The 22,407-nt window shown below is 52.9% G+C and carries 21 protein-coding genes, 2 tRNA genes and 3 rRNA genes; 13 read left to right on the top strand and 13 right to left on the bottom strand.

Going from position 1 to position 22,407, the window contains the following annotated elements; all coding sequences use genetic code 11:
- Positions 1 to 11: 11 nt before the first annotated feature.
- Both proC and L1X57_RS03790 read right to left on the bottom strand, forming a co-directional pair.
- Positions 12 to 836: a pyrroline-5-carboxylate reductase gene (gene proC, locus L1X57_RS03795; RefSeq protein ID WP_009723713.1), complete on the bottom strand. Its 825-nt coding sequence runs from the start codon at positions 834 to 836 to the stop codon at positions 12 to 14.
- Between the two features lie 80 nt (positions 837 to 916).
- Entirely contained in the window at positions 917 to 1,633 is a 717-nt protein-coding gene (locus L1X57_RS03790; protein WP_009723712.1) for a YggS family pyridoxal phosphate-dependent enzyme, read from the bottom strand.
- A 34-nt stretch (positions 1,634 to 1,667) separates the two neighbouring features.
- On the opposite strand from L1X57_RS03790, the gene L1X57_RS03785 reads away from it, so the two are divergent.
- On the top strand, positions 1,668 to 2,711 hold the full coding sequence (locus L1X57_RS03785; RefSeq protein WP_009723711.1) for a type IV pilus twitching motility protein PilT: 1,044 nt from the start codon (positions 1,668 to 1,670) through the stop codon (positions 2,709 to 2,711).
- Between the two features lie 32 nt (positions 2,712 to 2,743).
- On the opposite strand, the gene L1X57_RS03780 is transcribed toward L1X57_RS03785, so the two are convergent.
- The gene (locus L1X57_RS03780; RefSeq protein ID WP_009723710.1) at positions 2,744 to 3,886 is read right to left on the bottom strand and encodes an anhydro-N-acetylmuramic acid kinase; all 1,143 of its coding nucleotides are present in this window, start codon (positions 3,884 to 3,886) and stop codon (positions 2,744 to 2,746) included.
- A 117-nt stretch (positions 3,887 to 4,003) separates the two neighbouring features.
- Between L1X57_RS03780 and tyrS the strand changes: the two genes are divergently transcribed.
- From tyrS to L1X57_RS03745, 7 genes are all read left to right on the top strand, one after another.
- Positions 4,004 to 5,203 carry a tyrosine--tRNA ligase gene (gene tyrS, locus L1X57_RS03775; RefSeq protein WP_009723709.1) on the top strand — a complete coding sequence of 400 codons (1,200 nt, stop codon included), beginning with the start codon at positions 4,004 to 4,006 and terminating at the stop codon, positions 5,201 to 5,203.
- Between the two features lie 520 nt (positions 5,204 to 5,723).
- Positions 5,724 to 7,256: ribosomal RNA gene (locus L1X57_RS03770) — 16S ribosomal RNA — on the top strand.
- Positions 7,257 to 7,343: 87 nt separating this feature from the next.
- Positions 7,344 to 7,420: transfer RNA gene (locus L1X57_RS03765), tRNA-Ile, on the top strand.
- 110 nt (positions 7,421 to 7,530) lie between these two features.
- Positions 7,531 to 7,606 (top strand) — tRNA-Ala (locus tag L1X57_RS03760).
- 228 nt (positions 7,607 to 7,834) lie between these two features.
- Positions 7,835 to 10,728: ribosomal RNA gene (locus L1X57_RS03755) — 23S ribosomal RNA — on the top strand.
- A gap of 142 nt (positions 10,729 to 10,870) precedes the next feature.
- A 5S ribosomal RNA gene (gene rrf, locus L1X57_RS03750) occupies positions 10,871 to 10,986 on the top strand.
- Together the 16S, 23S and 5S rRNA genes with 2 tRNA genes alongside form the textbook arrangement of a ribosomal RNA operon.
- Positions 10,987 to 11,364: 378 nt before the next feature.
- Positions 11,365 to 11,553, top strand: coding sequence for a hypothetical protein (locus L1X57_RS03745; RefSeq protein WP_009724009.1), 189 nt, complete (start codon positions 11,365 to 11,367; stop codon positions 11,551 to 11,553).
- 73 nt (positions 11,554 to 11,626) lie between these two features.
- Here the strand turns inward: L1X57_RS03745 and L1X57_RS03740 are convergent, their stop codons facing one another.
- Complete coding sequence (locus L1X57_RS03740) at positions 11,627 to 12,469, bottom strand: Tim44 domain-containing protein (protein WP_009724010.1); 843 nt, start codon at positions 12,467 to 12,469, stop codon at positions 11,627 to 11,629.
- A gap of 144 nt (positions 12,470 to 12,613) precedes the next feature.
- Between L1X57_RS03740 and L1X57_RS03735 the strand changes: the two genes are divergently transcribed.
- Positions 12,614 to 13,189 carry an isochorismatase family protein gene (locus tag L1X57_RS03735; RefSeq protein ID WP_009724011.1) on the top strand — a complete coding sequence of 192 codons (576 nt, stop codon included), beginning with the start codon at positions 12,614 to 12,616 and terminating at the stop codon, positions 13,187 to 13,189.
- Positions 13,190 to 13,201: 12 nt separating this feature from the next.
- On the opposite strand, the gene yaaA is transcribed toward L1X57_RS03735, so the two are convergent.
- Positions 13,202 to 13,981: a peroxide stress protein YaaA gene (yaaA, locus tag L1X57_RS03730; RefSeq protein ID WP_009724012.1), complete on the bottom strand. Its 780-nt coding sequence runs from the start codon at positions 13,979 to 13,981 to the stop codon at positions 13,202 to 13,204.
- 102 nt (positions 13,982 to 14,083) lie between these two features.
- Positions 14,084 to 15,115, bottom strand: coding sequence for an NADP(H)-dependent aldo-keto reductase (locus tag L1X57_RS03725; protein WP_009724013.1), 1,032 nt, complete (start codon positions 15,113 to 15,115; stop codon positions 14,084 to 14,086).
- Between the two features lie 252 nt (positions 15,116 to 15,367).
- Here L1X57_RS03725 and L1X57_RS03720 point away from each other — a divergent pair, with 252 nt between their 5' ends.
- A complete protein-coding gene (locus L1X57_RS03720; protein WP_009724014.1) occupies positions 15,368 to 15,862 on the top strand; it encodes a tetratricopeptide repeat protein in 495 nt (164 codons plus the stop codon).
- Between the two features lie 48 nt (positions 15,863 to 15,910).
- The gene (locus tag L1X57_RS03715; protein WP_009724015.1) at positions 15,911 to 16,423 is read left to right on the top strand and encodes a hypothetical protein; all 513 of its coding nucleotides are present in this window, start codon (positions 15,911 to 15,913) and stop codon (positions 16,421 to 16,423) included.
- 79 nt (positions 16,424 to 16,502) lie between these two features.
- Here the strand turns inward: L1X57_RS03715 and L1X57_RS03710 are convergent, their stop codons facing one another.
- The 5 genes from L1X57_RS03710 to L1X57_RS03690 form a co-directional block, all read right to left on the bottom strand.
- Complete coding sequence (locus L1X57_RS03710) at positions 16,503 to 17,054, bottom strand: TIGR00730 family Rossman fold protein (protein WP_009724016.1); 552 nt, start codon at positions 17,052 to 17,054, stop codon at positions 16,503 to 16,505.
- A 69-nt stretch (positions 17,055 to 17,123) separates the two neighbouring features.
- Positions 17,124 to 17,645, bottom strand: coding sequence for a DUF501 domain-containing protein (locus tag L1X57_RS03705; protein WP_009724017.1), 522 nt, complete (start codon positions 17,643 to 17,645; stop codon positions 17,124 to 17,126).
- 12 nt (positions 17,646 to 17,657) lie between these two features.
- Positions 17,658 to 17,960 (bottom strand): hypothetical protein, encoded by a 303-nt coding sequence (locus L1X57_RS03700; protein ID WP_009724018.1) that lies wholly within the window; start codon positions 17,958 to 17,960, stop codon positions 17,658 to 17,660.
- Between the two features lie 39 nt (positions 17,961 to 17,999).
- Entirely contained in the window at positions 18,000 to 18,407 is a 408-nt protein-coding gene (locus L1X57_RS03695) for an acyl-CoA thioesterase (protein WP_009724019.1), read from the bottom strand.
- Between the two features lie 64 nt (positions 18,408 to 18,471).
- Positions 18,472 to 19,278 (bottom strand): hypothetical protein, encoded by an 807-nt coding sequence (locus L1X57_RS03690; RefSeq protein ID WP_009724020.1) that lies wholly within the window; start codon positions 19,276 to 19,278, stop codon positions 18,472 to 18,474.
- A gap of 114 nt (positions 19,279 to 19,392) precedes the next feature.
- On the opposite strand from L1X57_RS03690, the gene L1X57_RS03685 reads away from it, so the two are divergent.
- Entirely contained in the window at positions 19,393 to 19,752 is a 360-nt protein-coding gene (locus tag L1X57_RS03685) for a hypothetical protein (protein ID WP_009724021.1), read from the top strand.
- A 32-nt stretch (positions 19,753 to 19,784) separates the two neighbouring features.
- Here L1X57_RS03685 and L1X57_RS03680 read toward each other — a convergent pair whose 3' ends face one another.
- Positions 19,785 to 20,216 carry a hypothetical protein gene (locus tag L1X57_RS03680; RefSeq protein WP_234668044.1) on the bottom strand — a complete coding sequence of 144 codons (432 nt, stop codon included), beginning with the start codon at positions 20,214 to 20,216 and terminating at the stop codon, positions 19,785 to 19,787.
- Positions 20,217 to 20,255: 39 nt separating this feature from the next.
- Here L1X57_RS03680 and L1X57_RS03675 point away from each other — a divergent pair, with 39 nt between their 5' ends.
- Positions 20,256 to 21,419 carry a MalY/PatB family protein gene (locus L1X57_RS03675; RefSeq protein WP_234667932.1) on the top strand — a complete coding sequence of 388 codons (1,164 nt, stop codon included), beginning with the start codon at positions 20,256 to 20,258 and terminating at the stop codon, positions 21,417 to 21,419.
- A 15-nt stretch (positions 21,420 to 21,434) separates the two neighbouring features.
- On the opposite strand, the gene L1X57_RS03670 is transcribed toward L1X57_RS03675, so the two are convergent.
- A complete protein-coding gene (locus L1X57_RS03670) occupies positions 21,435 to 22,379 on the bottom strand; it encodes a co-chaperone YbbN (RefSeq protein WP_009724025.1) in 945 nt (314 codons plus the stop codon).
- Positions 22,380 to 22,407 lie beyond the last annotated feature (28 nt).

Below are 22,407 nucleotides of genomic sequence, written 5' to 3'. Positions count from 1 at the left end.
TAGTTGCGTATTTAGTTGGCGCTAAGTTCCTTGGACATGGCTTCTGCGCGCTGGGCACAGGCCTGCATGGCGTCGGCGATGGTAGCGCGTAGTTGCGCATCTTCCATGTGCTGAATAGCACGTTCTGTTGTGCCGCCTGGTGACATAACATTTTGTTTAAGCGTGGCCGGATCTTTGTCGCTACGCTGGGCCATAGTAGCGGCACCTAGCGCTGTTTGAATGGCCAAGCGTCGTGCCGTAGCGGCAGGCAAGCCAAGTTTGACAGCGGCTTCTTCCATCGCCTCAAACATTAAAAAGAAATAAGCCGGCGCACTGCCTGATACCGCAGTTACTGCATCAAGAAGGCTCTCTTCTTCAACCCACTCCACAATACCAACTGCTTCCATGAGTTGTGTTGCTAGCGTGCGTTGCTCTTCACTCACCGCGCTGTTGGCATATAAGCCGCTGGCACCGATACCGACCAATGAAGGGGTGTTGGGCATGCAACGAACTAACGCATTACTACCACCTAGCCATTGATCAATGGTGGCTGCATCCAGACCCGCCGCGATAGAAATAATCAGCGGTGATTGCTGCTGTACATTATCCCGCAGCGCTTCGCATACGCTGCGCATAATCTGTGGTTTGACCGCGAGTACGACTACGTTGGCGTCTGCGACGGCTGCGTTGTTATCGGTGTTCGTGTTAATTCCTAAGCGTGCTTTTAGAGGTGCTAACTCGTTTTCATTAGGGGCAGTGGCAGTGATGTCGCTAGGAGACACACCACTATCGATGAGGCCGCCGATAATGGCGCTGGCCATATTGCCTGCGCCAATGAAGGTAATCTTGCTCGCCATGTGGGTATCCTTTTTTGCAAAAAAGCTGCATCGGGCAGCATGGGGTGTTAGTCGTCTTAACGCTATTCAATAAGAGGGCACTACTGAGCAGTGTGCTGAGTGGTGCGTGCGCCAAAAATCGCCGTTCCTAAACGTACCAGCGTTGCGCCTTCTAAAACAGCGGCTTCTAGATCGTCGCTCATCCCCATCGATAGCGTATCCAGAGGGGCATCAGGTAGCGCTGCCTGAAGGTCTTCCAGCAGTTGGCGCAATGCTGCAAGGGGTGTTCGTTGTTCTGCAAGGCTGTTAGCCGGGGCAGGAATCGCCATGAGCCCGCGTAGATTCAGACGTGGTAGGACGGCTACTTCTTTCGCCAGTGCCATCACCTCATCAGGCATGACGCCCGACTTAGAGGCCTCGCGGCTAATATTGACCTGCAAACAAATGTTGAGCGGCGGTAAGTGCTCCGGGCGTTGTTCGCTTAATCGTTTGGCTATTTTTAAGCGGTCAACGCTGTGCATCCAGGCAAAATTTTCTGCCACTGCACGGGTTTTGTTGGACTGTAGAGGGCCAATGAAATGCCACACAATACCGTCTAAGTCGGTCAGTTCGGCTTGTTTCTCCAGTGCTTCTTGTAGATAGTTTTCGCCGAATTCACGCTGCCCATGGTGCCAGGCTTGGCGAATCATGGCGGCGGGCTTTGTTTTACTAACGGCTAGCAGCGTTGCGCTATCGAGTGGGCGTTCAGCCATTTTTAATGCGTTACTCAGGCGTTCGCGGGCCTGGGCGAGTGACTCGGGAAGCGCGATGTCTGTCATACTCAAGCACCTTACCGCTGCTGGGAAAAGAGAGATGGATATTACCGAACTGCTGGCATTCTCGGCAAAGCAGAATGCATCTGATCTGCACCTTTCTGCCGGGCTTCCACCTATGATACGTGTTGATGGCGATATTCGTCGGCTTAATGTGCCAGCGATGGACAATAGTGAAGTTCGCCGCCTGATTTTTGACATTATGAATGAGCAGCAGCGTCGAGACTATGAGGCGCACTTAGAAGCTGATTTTTCATTCGAAGTATCTGGGGTGGCTCGTTTTCGTGTTAATGCATTCCATCAAGTGCGGGGGGCTGGAGCGGTGTTTCGTACGATTCCTAACGACGTGCTTTCAATGAGCACCTTGGGGATGGGCGACGTATTCGAGCGATTAGCAATGCTGCCAAGGGGGTTGGTGTTGGTGACCGGGCCAACCGGTTCGGGCAAAAGCACCACGTTGGCTGCAATGATCGATTACATTAATGATCATCGTTTTGAGCATATTTTAACGATCGAAGACCCTGTTGAGTTTGTACATACCAGTAAGCGCTGTTTAATAAATCAGCGTGAAGTGCATCGAGATACGCGCAGTTTTACTGCCGCATTGCGCAGCGCATTACGTGAAGACCCTGATGTCATTTTGGTCGGCGAACTTCGAGATCTAGAAACCATTCGGCTGGCGCTCACGGCTGCTGAAACTGGCCATCTAGTGTTTGGCACGCTGCATACGACGTCAGCGGCGAAAACAATTGATCGCATTATCGATGTGTTTCCTGGGGAGGAGAAATCGATGGTTCGCTCAATGCTATCAGAGTCGCTGCAAGCAGTGGTCTCTCAAACATTATTGAAGCGCCAGGGTGGTGGGCGTATTGCGGCCCATGAAGTGTTGATTGCTACTGCCGCGGTTCGGAATTTAATACGTGAAGATAAGGTTGCTCAAATTTATTCAGCCATTCAGACCGGAGGCAATCTTGGCATGCAAACGTTAAATGCATCGCTTGCTAAGCTTGTTAAAGAGGGCGTGGTGAGTATGGAAGATGCACAGGCACAAGCCAAAGGCACACTCTCGTTAAACGATGACTAACAAGCGTGTGCTATGGGCATTGCAGGCTTGGGTTAAAAGGCGTAAATGCCCCCCAGGACTCGCGGGCCACTGGCACCCGTGACGGAAGGTAAGTTGCCGGGCAGGCCGTGCAAGCGTTGATGGGCAAGCCAGGCAAAAGCGCCTGCTTCAATCCAGTCTTCGGGCCAGCCTAGGTCTGCGGGAGACTTAAATGTCGCATTGGGTAAGTGTGATGCGAGTCTCGCCATTAAATAAGCGTTGTGTGCACCACCGCCACAAGCAATTAATGTCATGCTGTCGTGGGTCGCTGGCAATTGCTGAATGCCCTGGGCAACGCTTATCGCGGTCAGTTCCGCTAGCGTAGTTTGCACATCGCAAGCAGCTTCGTGGCCCGTTAACTTATTTTCTAACCATGCCAAGTGAAATAGTTCGCGGCCGGTACTGCGCGGCGGTGGTTGATGAAAAAACGGCTCGTTAAGCAAGCGTTTTAGTAATGCTTGATCAATCTGCCCGCCAGCGGCCCATGTGCCATTTTGATCAAAGCGCCCATCGTGATGCTTCGCAAACCAAGCATCTAACAGCACATTAGCTGGTCCTGTATCAAAGCCAATTGCGGGGATGCTGGAATCGCTGGGTAGCCACGTCAGATTCGCAAAGCCCCCTAGGTTTAAAACAAGCTGCTCGCTTGTCTGGCGACCAAACAGGGCTTGGTGAAATGCCGGTGCTAATGGCGCTGCTTGGCCACCCGCCGCTAAGTCCCGTCGGCGGAAATCAGCTACCACTGTGCAGCCGGTTAGCTCTGCCAGTAGGCTGGGGTTATCAAGCTGTAGTGTATAGGCTGGGCCTCCGTGGTGGCCGCCGGGAGCATGCTCAATTGTCTGCCCATGGCTACCAATAGCGTGAATTTGCGCTGGTGAGATCTGTTGCTGAGTCAGTAGTGCTTTCACGGCGTTTGCTTGTAGCTGGCAAAATGCGCTTTCGGCTTCTGCAAGCTCTGCAAAGCTTACTTGCTCGGCATGGCACAAGTTCAGTAGTAGGTTGTGAAGCGACTGGGGCATTGGCGATGCATGAGTGGCAATGAGCTCAGGTGGTGATTGTGGTGCTATAGCGACCAGCGCGGCATCAATGCCGTCCAGGCTGGTGCCCGACATTAACCCAACATAATACGACGGTAAGGCAGGGGGGGGCGTTTTCATAAAGCGGCTCATCCAAAACGTAGTGAAGGCTCAACCAGGGCGATAGGGCATGGTAACATCGCCCGTTATTCAATATCTGACGCCTATAACGGCATATATTACATGGAGAGAGAGGCAATGAGTGAGGTGGATCAGGCGTTAGCGCTACTGTCGCGGGGCACGCATGAAATCCTAGTAGAGGATGAGCTAAAGAAAAAGCTGGCGTCTGGCCGTAAGCTGCGTATTAAAGCAGGGTTTGACCCGACAGCACCTGATTTGCACCTTGGGCATAGTGTGCTGTTAACAAAAATGCGCCAGTTCCAGGATCTCGGCCACACCGTTATTTTCCTGATCGGGGATTTCACGGGTCGTATAGGCGACCCCACTGGTAAAAACGTCACTCGTAAACCACTCACCGAGGCCGATGTAAAAGCCAATGCCGAAACCTATAAAGAGCAGGTATTTAAAATTCTCGATCCCGAGAAAACCGAGGTGCGCTTTAATGCCGAATGGTTTGGTGAGCTAAGCGCCGCTAAAATGATTGAGCTGGCAGCGCAAAGTACGGTCGCGCGGATGCTGGAGCGTGATGATTTTGAAAAGCGTTATAAAGCTAATCAATCTATTGCGATCCACGAGTTTCTTTACCCACTCGTTCAAGGCTACGACTCAGTAGCGCTCGAGGCTGATGTTGAGCTGGGTGGAACCGATCAGAAATTTAATCTGCTGATGGGCCGAGAAATCCAAAAGCACTTCGGTCAAGAGCCTCAGGTCGTGATCACCATGCCGTTACTCGAGGGGCTGGACGGCGTGCAGAAGATGTCCAAATCGTTAGGTAACTACGTTGGTGTCGATGAAGCGCCGGGCTCTATGTTCAATAAGCTGGTGTCTATGCCTGATAGCTTAATGTGGCGTTACTTTGAGCTGCTCTCTTTGAAATCCAACGAAGAGATTGATGCGCTTAAGCAAAGCGTTGAGCAAGGAGCTAACCCGCGTGACGTGAAAATGGAACTAGCCCGCGAGCTTATTGCCCGCTACCACGGAGATGAGGCGGCCGCTAATGCGCACAAGTCGGCGGGTAATCAGCTAGCAGAAGGTGAATTGCCGGAAGACCTGCCTGAGGTAGAGGTAGACTTTGAAGGTAATGAGCAGGCGCCTATTGCAGCAGTACTCAACCGTTCTGGTCTCACCAAGAACAGCGCCCAAGCCAAAGACATGTTGAAAAACGGTAGCGTGAAAGTAGATGGGGACGTTGCTACTCAGGACACCATGCTGGCTACGGGTAGCGCCTACGTTATTCAAGCAGGTAAGAAACGTTATGCCCGTGTAACGCTTACCTAACGTTTTTGATAACTTTCTCAAAAAACCACTTGCCAAGTCGGCAGCGAATCCGTAAAGTACGCATCCGCTGCCGGGGACGCACAGCGTTACCAGCGGTGATTGAAGTTGAAAAACTTCGGTTTGTCAGAAGGTTAGCGAAAATATTGCAGAGAAAGTTTGCGGTGTCTTCAGTCGCCTTGTGAGACGAGTTAAAAGGAAAGCAGCGTAATCTCGCTTTCTTCGCTCACTCGCTTCACTCACTCAAAACAGTGATTGACAAACACCAGGAAATGCGTAGAATACGCCTTCCTCGCTGAGGCAAACCAGTTCAACGGTTAGCCAGTTTTGTTCAGCGAAAACAGCTCTTTAACAATTTGATCAGGTAATTCATGTGGGCGCTTGCCGATGAGGGTGATAAATCACCAAATATCAAGGCAAGCGGTCATGACAATGTAAATTGAAATGAATTCGTTTGAACCTTGAGCCAAGATTGATGCACTTATGTGACTTTAGAGTGACATGTAAGCATCACAATGATTTTAAACTGAAGAGTTTGATCATGGCTCAGATTGAACGCTGGCGGCAGGCCTAACACATGCAAGTCGAGCGGTAACAGGGGTAGCTTGCTACCCGCTGACGAGCGGCGGACGGGTGAGTAATGCATAGGAATCTGCCCGGTAGTGGGGGATAACCTGGGGAAACCCAGGCTAATACCGCATACGTCCTACGGGAGAAAGGGGGCTTCGGCTCCCGCTATTGGATGAGCCTATGTCGGATTAGCTAGTTGGTGAGGTAATGGCTCACCAAGGCAACGATCCGTAGCTGGTCTGAGAGGATGATCAGCCACATCGGGACTGAGACACGGCCCGAACTCCTACGGGAGGCAGCAGTGGGGAATATTGGACAATGGGGGCAACCCTGATCCAGCCATGCCGCGTGTGTGAAGAAGGCCTTCGGGTTGTAAAGCACTTTCAGCGAGGAAGAACGCCTAGTGGTTAATACCCATTAGGAAAGACATCACTCGCAGAAGAAGCACCGGCTAACTCCGTGCCAGCAGCCGCGGTAATACGGAGGGTGCAAGCGTTAATCGGAATTACTGGGCGTAAAGCGCGCGTAGGTGGCTTGATAAGCCGGTTGTGAAAGCCCCGGGCTCAACCTGGGAACGGCATCCGGAACTGTCAAGCTAGAGTGCAGGAGAGGAAGGTAGAATTCCCGGTGTAGCGGTGAAATGCGTAGAGATCGGGAGGAATACCAGTGGCGAAGGCGGCCTTCTGGACTGACACTGACACTGAGGTGCGAAAGCGTGGGTAGCAAACAGGATTAGATACCCTGGTAGTCCACGCCGTAAACGATGTCGACCAGCCGTTGGGTGCCTAGCGCACTTTGTGGCGAAGTTAACGCGATAAGTCGACCGCCTGGGGAGTACGGCCGCAAGGTTAAAACTCAAATGAATTGACGGGGGCCCGCACAAGCGGTGGAGCATGTGGTTTAATTCGATGCAACGCGAAGAACCTTACCTACTCTTGACATCCTGCGAACTTGTGAGAGATCACTTGGTGCCTTCGGGAACGCAGAGACAGGTGCTGCATGGCTGTCGTCAGCTCGTGTTGTGAAATGTTGGGTTAAGTCCCGTAACGAGCGCAACCCTTGTCCTTATTTGCCAGCGGGTAATGCCGGGAACTCTAAGGAGACTGCCGGTGACAAACCGGAGGAAGGTGGGGACGACGTCAAGTCATCATGGCCCTTACGAGTAGGGCTACACACGTGCTACAATGGCCGGTACAAAGGGTTGCGAGCTCGCGAGAGTCAGCTAATCCCGAAAAGCCGGTCTCAGTCCGGATCGGAGTCTGCAACTCGACTCCGTGAAGTCGGAATCGCTAGTAATCGTGAATCAGAATGTCACGGTGAATACGTTCCCGGGCCTTGTACACACCGCCCGTCACACCATGGGAGTGGACTGCACCAGAAGTGGTTAGCCTAACGCAAGAGGGCGATCACCACGGTGTGGTTCATGACTGGGGTGAAGTCGTAACAAGGTAGCCGTAGGGGAACCTGCGGCTGGATCACCTCCTTAAACGATGCATCATCCCTCGCGGTAAGCGCTCACAATGAATTACCTGATCAGATAATAGAGCAAACGGTTTAAGCACGATCCCCTCTTGGGTCTGTAGCTCAGTTGGTTAGAGCGCACCCCTGATAAGGGTGAGGTCGGCAGTTCAAGTCTGCCCAGACCCACCAAATTCCTGTGATACTGCGTTAAAATGCTCTTCGTATAGCAGGCTATACGTCGTTGCATTTTGCCTTGTCTCGCAGAAATTAATGGCAAGAGGTTAGGTCGGCAAAAAAATGGGGCCATAGCTCAGCTGGGAGAGCGCCTGCCTTGCACGCAGGAGGTCAGCGGTTCGATCCCGCTTGGCTCCACCATTATGTAGTACACTACCCACCGTTTGTTGATGTTTTGTGACCATTGATAAGCCATGCGCAGCTAGTGCGTTGTCTTATCACTGTTCATCGAACAGTCGCTCTTTAACAATGTATATCATGCTGACATAAACGTTTTTGAAACGTTTATACGTAATTGTTTTGTGATACGTCTCAAGCGTATCCGGCAATCGTTATCATTGCGAGACACCAGACTCCTTCGGGTTATAGGGTCAAGCAATGAAGCGCACACGGTGGATGCCTAGGCAGCCAGAGGCGATGAAAGACGTGGAAGCCTGCGATAAGGCTCGGCGAGGTGGCAAACAACCTGTGACCCGGGCATTTCTGAATGGGGAAACCCACTCATCATAAGATGAGTATCTTACGCTGAATATATAGGCGTAAGAGGCGAACCAGGGGAACTGAAACATCTAAGTACCCTGAGGAAAAGAAATCAACCGAGATTCCCCTAGTAGCGGCGAGCGAACGGGGACCAGCCCTTAAGCATGTGACTGATTAGGCGAATGAGCTGGGAAGCTCAGCCGTAGCGGGTGATAGCCCCGTAGTCGAAAATCTGATCATGTGAAATCGAGTAGGTCGGGGCACGAGAAACCTTGACTGAAGACGGGGGGACCATCCTCCAAGGCTAAATACTCCTGGCTGACCGATAGTGAACCAGTACCGTGAGGGAAAGGCGAAAAGAACCCCGGAGAGGGGAGTGAAATAGATCCTGAAACCGTGTGCGTACAAGCAGTAGGAGCAGACTTGTTCTGTGACTGCGTACCTTTTGTATAATGGGTCAGCGACTTATATTCAGTGGCGAGGTTAACCGTTTAGGGGAGCCGTAGGGAAACCGAGTCTTAACTGGGCGACACAGTCGCTGGATATAGACCCGAAACCGAGCGATCTATCCATGAGCAGGGTGAAGGTTGAGTAACATCAACTGGAGGCCCGAACCAGGATCTGTTGAAAAAGATTTGGATGACTTGTGGATCGGAGTGAAAGGCTAATCAAGCTCGGAGATAGCTGGTTCTCCTCGAAAGCTATTTAGGTAGCGCCTCACGTATCACCGCCGGGGGTAGAGCACTGTTTCGGCTAGGGGGTCATCCCGACTTACCAACCCGAGGCAAACTCCGAATACCGGTGAGTGCGAGCGTGGGAGACACACGGCGGGTGCTAACGTCCGTCGTGAAAAGGGAAACAACCCAGACCGTCAGCTAAGGTCCCGAAATCCTGGTTAAGTGGGAAACGATGTGGGAAGGCTCAGACAGCTAGGAGGTTGGCTTAGAAGCAGCCATCCTTTAAAGAAAGCGTAATAGCTCACTAGTCGAGTCGGCCTGCGCGGAAGATGTAACGGGGCTAAACCAGGTACCGAAGCTACGGGTTCACACTTAGGTGTGAGCGGTAGAGGAGCGTCGTGTAAGCCGATGAAGGTGAATTGAGAAGTTCGCTGGAGGTATCACGAGTGCGAATGCTGACATGAGTAACGATAAAGGGAGTGAAAAACTCCCTCGCCGGAAGACCAAGGGTTTCTGTTCGACGCTAATCGGAGCAGAGTGAGTCGGCCCCTAAGGCGAGGCCGAAAGGCGTAGTCGATGGGAAACAGGTCAATATTCCTGTACCGGACATGATTGCGATGGGGGGACGGAGAAGGCTAGGTGAGCCAGGCGTTGGTTGTCCTGGTGAAAGTGAGTAGGCTTGCATCTTAGGTAAATCCGGGATGCTCTAAGGCCGAGACACGAAACGAACTGACCACGGTCAGGAAGTCATTGATGCCACGCTTCCAGGAAAAGCCTCTAAGCTTCAGATCATGTGCGACCGTACCCCAAACCGACACAGGTGGTCAGGGTGAGAATCCCAAGGCGCTTGAGAGAACTCGGGTGAAGGAACTAGGCAAAATGGTGCCGTAACTTCGGGAGAAGGCACGCCGGCGTAGGGTGATGAGACTTGCTCTCAGAGCCCGAACCGGTCGAAGATACCAGGTGGCTGCAACTGTTTAGTAAAAACACAGCACTCTGCTAACGCGCAAGCGGACGTATAGGGTGTGACGCCTGCCCGGTGCCGGAAGGTTAAATGATGGTGTTAGCCGCAAGGCGAAGCTCTTGATTGAAGCCCCGGTAAACGGCGGCCGTAACTATAACGGTCCTAAGGTAGCGAAATTCCTTGTCGGGTAAGTTCCGACCTGCACGAATGGCGTAATGATGGCCACGCTGTCTCCACCCGAGACTCAGTGAAATTGAAATCGCCGTGAAGATGCGGTGTACCCGCGGCTAGACGGAAAGACCCCGTGAACCTTTACTATAGCTTCACACTGGACGCTGATGTTGCCTGTGTAGGATAGCTGGGAGGCTTTGAATCTCGGACGCTAGTTCGAGGGGAGCCAACCTTGAAATACCAGCCTGGCATCATTGGCGTTCTCACTCAGGTCCGTTATCCGGATCGAGGACAGTGTGTGGTGGGTAGTTTGACTGGGGCGGTCTCCTCCCAAAGAGTAACGGAGGAGCACGAAGGTACCCTCAGCACGGTCGGACATCGTGCAGTGAGTGCAAGAGCATAAGGGTGCTTGACTGCGAGACAGACACGTCGAGCAGGTGCGAAAGCAGGTTCTAGTGATCCGGTGGTTCTGTATGGAAGGGCCATCGCTCAACGGATAAAAGGTACTCCGGGGATAACAGGCTGATACCGCCCAAGAGTTCACATCGACGGCGGTGTTTGGCACCTCGATGTCGGCTCATCACATCCTGGGGCTGAAGTCGGTCCCAAGGGTATGGCTGTTCGCCATTTAAAGTGGTACGCGAGCTGGGTTTAGAACGTCGTGAGACAGTTCGGTCCCTATCTGCCGTGGGCGTTGGATGTTTGAGAAGGGCTGCTCCTAGTACGAGAGGACCGGAGTGGACGCACCTCTGGTGTTCCGGTTGTCACGCCAGTGGCATTGCCGGGTAGCTATGTGCGGACGGGATAACCGCTGAAAGCATCTAAGCGGGAAGCCCCCTTCAAGATGAGACATCCCTGAGGCCTAGAGCCTCCTGAAGGGCCCAGCGAGACCAGCTGGTTGATAGGCACGGTGTGGAAGCGCTGCAAGGCGTTGAGCTAACGTGTACTAATGGCCCGTGAGGCTTGACCCTATAACACCCAAGGGGTCTGGTCGCAGTGATAACGAAAACCGGATACGCGACTCAAGCCCAACGTGACACACGGAGGGCGTGAGACGAAAGAGACGCCACAAAACATAGTAACAGCACAGCATGATATACATGACCAGTTACGCCTGACGACCATAGCACGCGTGAACCACCTGATCCCTTGCCGAACTCAGAAGTGAAACCGCTTAGCGCCGATGGTAGTGTGGGGTCTCCCCATGCGAGAGTAGGTCATCGTCAGGCACTTATTGAGAAACCCCGGCCGTTTGGTCGGGGTTTTGCTTTTTAGGGGTCTCCCCTGGACCCCGTTTGTCGGGAACAAACGGGAACCGCTTTAGCGGGCCCGAAGGGCGAGTCTCAGGATGAGACGAGTAGAGTAGAGTAGCGGAGCGCCGCCCGGATCATCGTCAGGCACTTATACTAAAAATCCCCCAGGGCTTGCGCCCTGGGGGATTTTTTTTGCGTAGTAATTTTCTGTTACTTGCATGTTTTTTCCTTTAAACGGCTGTTTTAATAAATTTAATAACAAGAGGTTACTGTGTCGCGCTAGCATGAGTTGCGTCTAGCACCTACTATATTGTGGAACGTATCATGAAGCACCATCTCAGGAGGAGAGGCGATATGAGTACGCAGCTTATGAAGAAACTGGCAGTGGCACTATTAATGGCATTAATGATGGGCGGTTTGGCCGCATGTGATAATCAAGGCCCAGCTGAAGAAGCGGGTGAAAGCATTGATGAGAGCATGGAAGACGCTGGGGAAAGCCTTGAAGAGATGGGCGAGAATATCGAAGAGTCTGCAGAGAACTAAGCGGACCCCCATGTGTCGTTGATATAAAAACAGCCGCTTAGAAGCGGCTGTTTTGCGTTTAAATGCAATAGCGCTACGCGCCTGGGTTTTGCTCAATACCCTGAAGATACCAAGGAGCTTGGTCACGTAGGGTGCGGGTTAGATGCCATGTTTCATTAAACTCTGTCTGTGCACCGTTCTCTTCCAATAGTCCGTGAAATATCACAGTGGCCTCTGCATAGTCATCGTATTCGTTTATATCGCCTAATTCCGCAAATAGCCTGATAACATCAGTGCGATTATTAGCAGGCTGCTCGGCGCGCTCCTTGCGTAGCAGGTTGTAAAGCTCTGGCGTTACATACTCTTGAATTTGATTCAGATCATTGTTGTCCCAGGCGCGCTGCAGCGTCATAAAGTGCTCTTTTGCACCACCTAAGAACCTTTCTTTATCGAACCAAGCAGGTGTGCTTTGCAAGCCATTTGCTAAACTGCCGGGAGTTGCTGAAAAGCCAGCAGGTGCGGGGGCTTCCTGTTGCTCTCGTTGATAGCCGCCTGTTGTTGCTGATGCAGGGCGCCGCTGCCGAATAATGGTTCGGAAGGCGAAGATTGCTAAGGCAACAATTCCGGCCATTAGCAGTAGGTCCATAAGGCGCAACTCATCAAAGGCGCCTCCAAAGAAGAGTGCTGCTAGCAGGCCGCCAGCAAGCAGACCGCCCACCATGCCGCCTATACCACCACGACGAGTCGCCGCCGCTTGGCCTTGTTGCTGAGTGCCCTGAGCCTGCTGCTGTGCAGGTGTGCTGGCAGGACGATCCGCTGAGCGTGAAACACTACCCATGCTGCTACCACCGCCTAAGCGACGTGCTTCGGCATATTCAACGGCGGCACTTATGCCCATGACGCTGACCAGTAACATGACGAAAAATTGTCGTAACATATTGATTCTCCATGAGGGATGCAGGAACTGAGGTTGCTCGCCTAGGGGTAGGCGCGTAGAAAATAATCAGCGACAAGTTTACCGTGTAAGTGAGGAAACGGGTTAAGGTGTTGTTGTGTATAAAGACAAAAATAGGGTGAAAAAGTGCGCTTACATCAAGCTCAAAGTTTGTTGGTAATCGTCGACTTTCAGGCGGGACTGTTACCCGTGATTGATGGCGGTGAGTCAGCAATTGAAGAAGCTGCGTGGTTAGCTGGTGTTGCCAATGCAGTAAAGGTGCCTGTTTGGCTAACTGAGCAGTATCCAGAGAGGCTCGGCGGTACTGCCCCTGCGTTATTAAATGCACTAGGCGAACACCGCATTTGGCAAAAGCATCATTTCAGCGCTATGGAAGAGGCGCCGTTTGCAGCGGCGCTTGCAGAACATGGACCTAAGCAAGTCGTCATTTGCGGCACAGAAGCCCATATTTGCGTGTTGCAAAGTGCGCTTGGTTTGTTAGAAGCGGGGTACCAAGTGTTTTGGTTGAGCGAAGCGACGGCAAGCCGTCGCAGTGATGAGGCTCGTCTTGCTCGTGAGCGTGCTTGTGCCAATGGAGCTGTGGCTGTCAGTGCTGATATGGTCGCCTATGAGTGGCTCTACCGCTGTGATACAGCACTGTTCAAAGATGTCCACCAACGCTTTCTCAAGCCACGCTCACCGCTTGCTGTGACGTTTTTCTAATGAGCACGATCATTAACGAGCATTTTCGTCACGGGTGAACACCAGCGTGTCGCCTTGGGAGGCCGCTGGGTCAAACCGATACCCGGCCACATCAAAAGCAGTTAGTTGGTCGGGGTCGTTGATTTGTTGCTGAATAATCCATGCACTCATAAGCCCACGGGCTTTTTTGGCGTAAAAGCTGATAATTTTGAAGGAGCCGTTTTTCTCGTCTTTGAAAACGGGGGTGATGACGCGTGCGCCTAGCTTTTTCGTATCAATCGCCTTGAAGTATTCGTTAGATGCGAGGTTGACCAGCACGTTTGAGCCACTTTTCTCAATCGCGTTATTAAGTGCTTGTGTTAGCGTTGGCTTCCAATACGCGTAAAGGTCGTTACCAGCGTCGTTGGGTAGTTTGGTGCCCATCTCGAGGCGATAAGCTTGAATCAAGTCTAGAGGGCGTAGTAAGCCGTATAGCCCCGATAGAATACGCAGATGCTGCTGGGCAAACCGATTATCGTCATCGCTAAAGGTGTCGGCTTCCAGCCCTGTGTATACGTCTCCTTGAAAGGCCTGTACCGCCGGTTTGGCGTTATCCAAGGTGAACGGCGGCTGCCAGTCGGCGAAGCGCGCAGCGTTTAGGCCCGCCAATTTATCGCTGATGCCCATTAGGTCACTGAGCTGTTGCGGTGAGTAATCGCGGAGAATCTCAATTAATGGTTTGCTGCGGTCGAGAAAGTCGGGTTGCGTGACCTTATCCGTTGTTGAAGGTGTTTCAAAGTCTAGCGTTTTGGCGGGGGAAATAACGCTCAGCATGGCGTGCTCCTTATGCCGTGACAGAAAAGAGAGAAGTAACTGATGCGATTATACCAAGCCTCGGCAGTGGCCGAGGCTATCGGTTTGATAGTGGAAGCGTGATTAGGGGCAGGGGTTAGGCATCCGACGATGGATGTCATCGATAGCGGTGAGCACGTCTTCATCCAGTTTAAGGCTCTCGCTGTCGAGGTTGCTTTCAAGCTGATCCATCGTGGTGGCGCCAATAATATTGCTGGTCAGGAAGCGACGAGAGTTTACAAATGCCAGCGCCATTTGGGCAGGATCCAAGCCATGTTCCTTCGCAAGCTGAACGTAAGCGTGCGTTGCGGCCTCTGCTTCTGGCGAGGTGTAGCGCTTAAAGCGCTCGTAGAGCGTCAAGCGGCCTTTTGGCGGTTGTGCACCATCAAGATACTTACCCGACAACACACCAAAGCCTAGCGGCGAGTAAGCGAGCAGGCCCACGTCTTCACGGTGAGCGATCTCGGCGAGGCCGACTTCAAACGTACGGTTAAGCAAGTTATAGGGATTTTGAATAGACGCAACCCTAGGCAGCCCTAGCTGCTCTGATAGCTGTAGCATACGCATGACACCCCACGGCGTTTCATTAGAAAGGCCTATGGCGCGTATTTTTCCGGCATCAACGAGTTCTTTTAGTGCTGAGAGTGTTTCTGCTAGCGGCGTTGCGTCTTCTTGCTCTTCATGGGTATAACCCAATTGGCCAAAGAAGTTGGTTTTACGGTCTGGCCAGTGCAATTGATAGAGATCGATATAGTCAGTGTTGAGCCGTGCAAGGCTGGTATCAACAGCCTGATGCAGGTGGTTACGACTCATCTTTGGCCCACCACGAATGTGATCTAAGCCAGGGCCTGCGGCTTTAGTGGCAATAATGACATCGTCTCTGGCACTACGGGCTTTCAGCCAGCTGCCAATATAAGATTCTGTTAGCCCTTGCGTTTCGGCCTTTGGCGGAACCGGATACATTTCAGCGGTGTCGATAAAGTTGATGCCGAAAGCGACCGCGCGATCGAGCTGCTCATGGGCTTCTGCTTCACTATTTTGTTCGCCGAAGGTCATGGTGCCTAAACAGAGCCGGCTGACTTCCATCCCGGTTCTACCCAGTGGGCGCGTTTGCATTATCGTCTCCTCAATGAAGCGAAATTGCCTCAGGATATATCGGTGATAAACGCCGCGAATAACGGCGCGTGACAGGCATGTTAGCGAGGCGCTACAAAAGCAGCAAATCAATAGGGTTGAGTCAGCGCAAAGGCAGGCGTATGCTTGCCAGCCCATCGACCAGCCTAGCGCTGGTTAATCGTATGGTTAGCGGTCAAAAAGCGGGAACGATGGCTAGCCGAAGACCTCAACAGATAGGCAGGGTGGTTTGCCATGCCGCAGGCATCAACTTTGTTTACCCGGTTAGAGTTTCGCCTAGCCGAGCAGCTGTTTCATACGCGTTGGTTATTGCCGCGTTCGCCACGCACACAACGTTTAACGATGCGCTTGCTTAAGCGCTGCGCAGAGGCGGGACACCCCGATGCGCAGTCGATCTACGGGCACATGCTGTTTCATCGCAGCTTATCCCCACACGATAAGGCGCGTGGTGCTCGTTACGTGTTAGAGGCGGCCCAGACTGGCGATATAAAATCACAGTATCAAGCAGCGCAAATTCATGAACATGGCTGTGTTCAGTATCCGCGGCGTGAGGATTACGCGGTGACGTGGTATGCCCGTGCTGCCCAGTCAGGCCATTACTTGGCCGCAGAGCGACTAGCGCGCGCCTATCGGCTAGGTGAGCTAGGCTTGGCAGTAGACGGCGAGCAGGCGGCCTATTGGCAACGCTTGACTGACCGTCAGTCAACGACGGAAATGGCGGCAGCTTAGAAGATAAGTCAGTGGTTTGGCCGCTGAGATCAGTGAATGAGGAAATCAGTGTCCGAGACGCTACCGACAGTGCTAGATATTGAAGCGTCCGGATTCGGGCGCGGCAGCTACCCTATTGAAGTTGGCATTGCTCGTGCCGACGGTAGTTGCTGCGCGTTTCTTATTCAGCCGTTGGAAGAATGGACGCATTGGGATCCCAAAGCTGAACTTTTACATGGAATTTCCCGAGATCGCTTGCAGCGAGAAGGCTACCCAGTGCGTCAAGTGGCGCACTGGTTAAATGACGAGCTCCGCGAGATAGGTAAGGCATACAGCGACAGCTGGGGTTACGATAACACGTGGTTGTCGCTGCTGTTTCACCATGCGGGAATGCTGCCGCGCTTTCGTTTAGAAGCGTTACGTATCTTGCTCAGCGAAGAGCAGCAAGCACTGTGGAGTAACACAAAGGAAGCTGTTATCGCTGAACGTGGTATACACCGTCATCGCGCGGGCGAAGATGCTCGTCTGTTACAACTCACTTATCAGCGTACCTTTATGCTAACTGAAGGCAATAAGCGCTGATGTTGGTAGCGTTCTTAGACTAGTCTTCAGTGCTGGTTTTAAGTGCTTGCTTTAAATATCTTTCGTTAATACTGACGGTTTACGCTGAACCGAGCTGCGTTTCTAATGCAGCCAGTAGTTGATTGGGTGTGGCCGCATCCATCAACATATCTCGGGTTGTTTGGGCCAAAAAGCCGTGGCTGACGGTGCTATCCAGAAAGGTAAGCAGCGGGGCATAAAAGCCATCAGTATCGAGTAGACCCATGGGTTTGTCGTGAAGCCCTAAATAGCCCCAGGTCCAGATTTCAAACAGCTCTTCAAAGGTGCCTATGCCGCCGGGTAGGGCAATAAATGAGTCAGCGTTGGCGGCCATGGTTGCTTTACGTTCGTGCATGTTTGGCACGCGTATGAGCTCAGTCAAGCCAAAGTGTGCCTGCTCGCGCTCAACAAGGTGATCTGGCATCACGCCAATCACCTTGCCGCCTGCATCCAGCGTCGCGTTGGCAAGCGCACCCATTAAACCGATACGTGCACCCCCATAAATAAGGGTGTGTCCGCGGTCGGCAATAGCAGTACCAAGTGCGTTGGCTGCCTGGCGAAAAGCAGGAGTAGTCCCTTCACGCGAGCCGAGATATACACAAATTCGTGCCATGGTAAGCGTCCTTATTATAGATCAGCTGCTTATAAATGAGCGGTGAGTTACCAAGCCGTGAATGTGTCGTTAGCTTAGGCAGTCCTGAACGTTGTAGTGTTCATCCATCCATTGCCCGATCACGTTATTACCGCATAAATGGTGGGCATACTGAGTATGCAGGCAGCGTACCTGTTGCCAATTGCTAATGCCGCCCACGCCACGTTCGGTGAGAACATCGCTATAACCAAGCTTGGTGACTTCATCGCGTTGGACATCGCTCATATACGCCCAACGTGCTTTAACGTAATCTCGATGGCTCTGTTGGTAAGCTTCTAGGAACTCTGGCTCTTCTTGAAGGCGTTGTTCCAGTGACTTAATGACGCCAACGGCTTCAATTCGTGAAATCTCGATTTTAAGCAGATCCGAGCAGAGCCAGTAAAGGGTGGGGAACGGTTTGCCATCGACGATCGGTGCCATGCGAAGCACAAGTGGAGTGCCGTGGTCATCGGTAGCGGCAACGGCTTCAATACCGCGGGGAGCGCGCCCGAGCTGTTGAGTGATAATAGCTAGCTGGCGCTCATTGGGCGCTTGGTCGGTACGGATTACCATTGCGTTGATATCTCACTTTCGGTCATCTTGAACAAACTTATTTGAGCGGCCAACGGCGCGGAAAAAACAACGATTGAGCTGTTCGGGCGTGGCGACATAGCGCCACTTCTCTTCGCAATATTCTGCGGCTCGCGCCATTAATACATCGTAAAGTCGATTGAACGGGGCATCATAATCGTAAGGGTCTGCGCCGAACAAGCGGATATGTGGGTAGTCAGCAAAGCGCTCCATAAAATAGCGCTCAAGGTCGGCTTCAACGGCGCGGTGCTGCGCCGTATTGTCAGGGTCTATCCAAAGATTATAACGGATTGCCATGGGGATCTCCCTGCGCCCCGCCGAACGGAGGGGAGTGAGTTAAGCAGGCGTTGGCGCGCTGTGTAAGTGTGCCGATAGCGCATCGCGCAAATCACCTTCAATAGGTACCGCACGTTTTTCTTGATGATCGTATTGCACCAGTACGGTATGACCCACATTGGTAAGCGTACCATGCTGCCGCGCTTCCTGAGTCACCGTAAACGAGCTGGTACCTAAACGTGTCAAATAGGTGCGTAATTCGATGTCGTGGCCGTAGAACAGTTCAGCGCGGTAATCGACTTCCATCCGCGCCATAATCAAGCGCCACTGTTTAGGGTTTAGGTCTGGCGTAAACAGCCTGAATAAGTCATTGCGTGCCAGCTCAAACCAAGCTGGCAGGCGGGTGTTGTTAATATGGCCTAGCGCATCGGTGTCGTAAAAAGCAGGCTCAATCATACGGGTGAACATCGGGGTATCCTTATTGTTTGTTAGCAATTTATGCTGTCCAGAATTACCCCTAGCGAGCGCTTGGTCAAGTGGCGCGACGCTGATACCAAGCGGTTAATTGCATCCATGCCAGCAACCATAGGGTTGCGGCAGCGAATCCTGCCAATGTGCCCCATAAAAGGCCTAGCGTGGTGTAAGTATAGGAAACGCATAACGTGTAACTCAGCAGCGAGCCCAGCCCTATCGGGTAATGCTTGATTACCGTAGCCACGGGAGCCACTCCGTGATTTAGATGCAGGATGAGTAGAAAGGGCAGCATCGTGACTGGAAACGCCGCTAGGGTTCCTGCCCAGGCGGGCGGTAGCAAGTGGGCAAGGCGCGTAATCACAAAAATAATGACGGTGGCCAAACAGGCGCGTGTGACAAGTGCAGGCAGTGAAAATGCACGACTAGCGGGACTTTTTACATCAGGAATACGGCGGAATAACGCACTAAACACGGCGATGGCACATAGGGTCACAAGGGTGCCGCTAAGCCGCGTGAAATTGAACTGGGCAAGTACGGCGCTAACCGCAAACCATGCAATAAAACCACCTACTAAGCCGCCAGCAATGCCTTTAAATCCTGGCTGCCGACCTGTGACCAAATAGCCTGCGACTAACGCCATTGTTGCGGTAAAGCCCGCCAGTGTGTGCACCGCGCTTTGGGTCGCAAAAAGCGGGGAAATTTCTAAACCAATAAAAAATAGCGCCAACGCCGTACCTAATGGATAACCTGATAGCAGCCCCGCCATACGAGGGCTGGCACGCACTGCAATCGCACCAAGCCCCAATACCATGCCAATTGAGAGGCTTAGTTTTGCCAACTGCCAAGTGAGAGGAACCTCTATCATGCGATGTTTTCCTTGCTGTTATTAAAACGTTAGTATTGTTGTACAGCTGTTTTATTGAACAATTTTGGTTTTTAAAACGTATAACTGTTGCCAGCGTGCGAGGCTGCCTCAACCGTGACGCGTTCAATCGACTCAAGCGCCCACGCGCTTTCCCCACCCCCTAAGCCTGCAGGTTGCGAGCTGTGCCAGCGGTCAGCTTCGTTGACAAAACATCACCTAATACCACGTACCTTGCATAACAAGGCGCGCTATCAAAAGCGCTACAGCCGTGAAGAGCGCCTAACTGCGATTGTGTGGCTTTGCTACCCTTGTCATAAGCATATTCACAGGCTGTATAGCGAACGCGAGTTAGCAGATCGTTTCGCAAGCCTAACGGCGCTGATGAATGATGATGACATTCGCGCGTTTGTCGATTGGCTAGCCACCAAGCCCGCTGGCTTTAAGCCAAAGTCGCCAGTGCGCAAACGCCGTTAGCAACACTCATCGTGGGCGAGATTTATCGCTAACTACACCAAACGAAGGCCTTGCTGGTCGCGCCAAGCGGCCTCTAAAGCATTTTCGAGTGGCACTTTTAAGTGGGGCGGCAATGCATCATGAGCGGCTTGTAGCGAGTCAAATGACCGGTTGCGCAGCCAGCAGTAAGCCCAGGCACAGGCCTCCGCATCACTTTGTGGAGTGGGGCGGGCAGGCATTTGGTTGAGCAAAAACACCGCGGTGCGTGGTGCCCAGAGCGGTATCTCGCCATGCTCTTCGCGGCTCCACTGTTCAAGTGTGGCGCCGCTTGGCGTCTCATCGGGGGTGCCTAGTTTTGCGACCCGAGCCGTTTCAGCCAAAATGAGTGCCAACTGGTCAGTATCGGCTTGGCCGAGTGAACGCCATTGCCGCAACAACGCCGATAGTCCCGCGCGCATCTTGGTATAAAAGTCATCTTGCGGCATGCTCAATAGTTACTCCCGAGAACATAAGTGAGATTAATTATGGCGTTTGATTTTGCCACGCCCGTCGAGCGACGCTCTCCCGAAGGGGATTATGCCTCCCAGAAATGGCATCGCTATGATGCAAGCGTGCTGCCGTTGTGGGTTGCAGATATGGATTTTCGCTCACCGCCTGCCGTGATTGAGGCGCTACGTGCACGGGTTGAACATGGCGTCTATGGCTATGGAGAAGTGCCCGATACGTTAACAGAAACTCTCTGCCAGTGGAGCGCCCGCCATTACGACTGGGCTATTCAGCCCGACTGGCAACAGTGGCTGCCTGGGGTTGTGCCCGCGTTGCACTTTGCGGCGATGGCGCTAACCGAACCCGGTGATGGAGTGCTCACGATTGCCCCGATTTACCCACCTTTCCTGGCCGTTGCCAAACGCACAGGGCGGTTGGCGCAGCAAGCGATGTTAGCTGAGCCGACGTCCCCTGGCGAGCCTTGGCAGCTGGATATTGACGCGTTAGAGGCCGCCATAACGCCGCAAACCCGCCTGCTGCTGTGGTGCCATCCGCATAATCCAACAGGGCGAGTATGGAGTGACCATGAGCTTGCCAAGTTGGCCACGGTCGTTGAGCGGCACGACTTATGGGTCGTCTCTGATGAGTTGCACTGTGATCTTCTGTTAGACGAGGGGACCCATCACCGCCCCCTGGCTGCTATGTTCCCAGAACTGGCTAAACGAACGATCACGCTGTGGGCGCCGTCAAAAACGTTCAATCTTGCGGGGCTGACCAGTGCCTGTGCCGTTATCCCTGATGCTGCGCTACGTAAGCGCTTTGCTGAGGCCACAAAAGGCTTTTTGCCGGATGGCAATGTACTGGGGCTTGTTGCTGCTGAAGCAGCTTATCGCGAAGGTGAACCCTGGCGTCAAGCGCTGTTAGCGGTATTGCGTGATCACCGCGCTACGCTGCAAGCACGGGTAGCGTTATGGCCTGGGGTGACCATGAGCGAGCCGGAATCTACTTACCTTGCGTGGCTGGATATGCGCGAGGCGGGACTAGGTGACTCGCCCGCTCAGGCGTTACTGGAGCGGGCGGGTGTGGCGCTTTCTGACGGGGCGGCATTTGGCTGCCCTGGGTTCGTGCGGCTTAATTTTGGTACTACCGCTTCGCAACTGGAAGCGGCATTAGCAAGAATGGATACGCTGCTGAAAGCCTGATCAGTACTGTACCGATCAGTACAACAGGGCAAATAGCTTGCGCCGATAGGTAACGGTTAGCGGATGGTCGGCACCCAGAGCGTCGAATACTTGCAATAAGGTTTTACGGGCCGCGTCGTCGTTATAGGCGCGGTCATCTTTCATCAAACCAAGCAGCCCCTCAAGGCCTGTTTCGTATTGGCCATCGGCAACATGGCGCAGTGCACGCTGATAGCGCGCTTCACTGTCATTGCGATCCCCCAGCGCGGCAACTTCTTCAACAGAAAGAGCCTGCTCGCTAAATTCGATACTGGCGCGTACTCCGCGGGCAGGTGCCGCATCGCGCTCTTCGGGTGGCAAATTGTCCAGCACGCTGCGGGCTTCATCGCCGCGTTTTTCAGCCACTAGTGCCCTGGCAAGGCCGATTTGGTAGGCGTAATGCTCTGGATACTGGCTAATCAAAGTTTGATAGATTTCTCGCGCGCCTGCTGCATCGCCCGCTGTTAGCGCTTCTTCGGCTTGATCTTCTGGGCTAGGCGGTGCATCGCCTGGTGCCTGGAAGTAGCGGTTTAGCCACTCACGCACCTCCTTTTCAGGTAATGCGCCTTGGAAGCTATCGACCAAGCCACCTTGGCTAACGAGTTTAACATCGGGTGCTGAGCGCACGCCTAACTGGCTAGCGATTTCTGGGTTTGCTTCAATGTCCAGTTTGCCAAGCAGGAAAGCGCCCGCGTACTCAACGGCTAGCTTTTCCAGCACCGTTAGCAGTGAGCTGCCACTGGTATTTGAAGGGGAATGACAGCCCAGTAGCACTGGCACCTGCATTGATGCTTCGAGCACCTGCTGAATATTGCCAGCGTTAAGCTCAATGATAACTTCTTCAGGTGTAACTGAAGGGCGAGTCGCGCTCGTTTCTTCACTGTCGGTATTAGCGGGTTCCGTGGTCAACGGATTGCCAGTACGGGGGTCGATAATGGACATGATTAAGCTCTGCATCGCTTGAAGTGGA

This window comes from Halomonas sp. TD01, assembly GCF_923868895.1.
Lineage (GTDB): Bacteria > Pseudomonadota > Gammaproteobacteria > Pseudomonadales > Halomonadaceae > Vreelandella.
The sequence above is the reverse complement of the archived record's forward strand: the minus strand, read 5'-3'. Positions and strand labels throughout refer to the sequence as shown.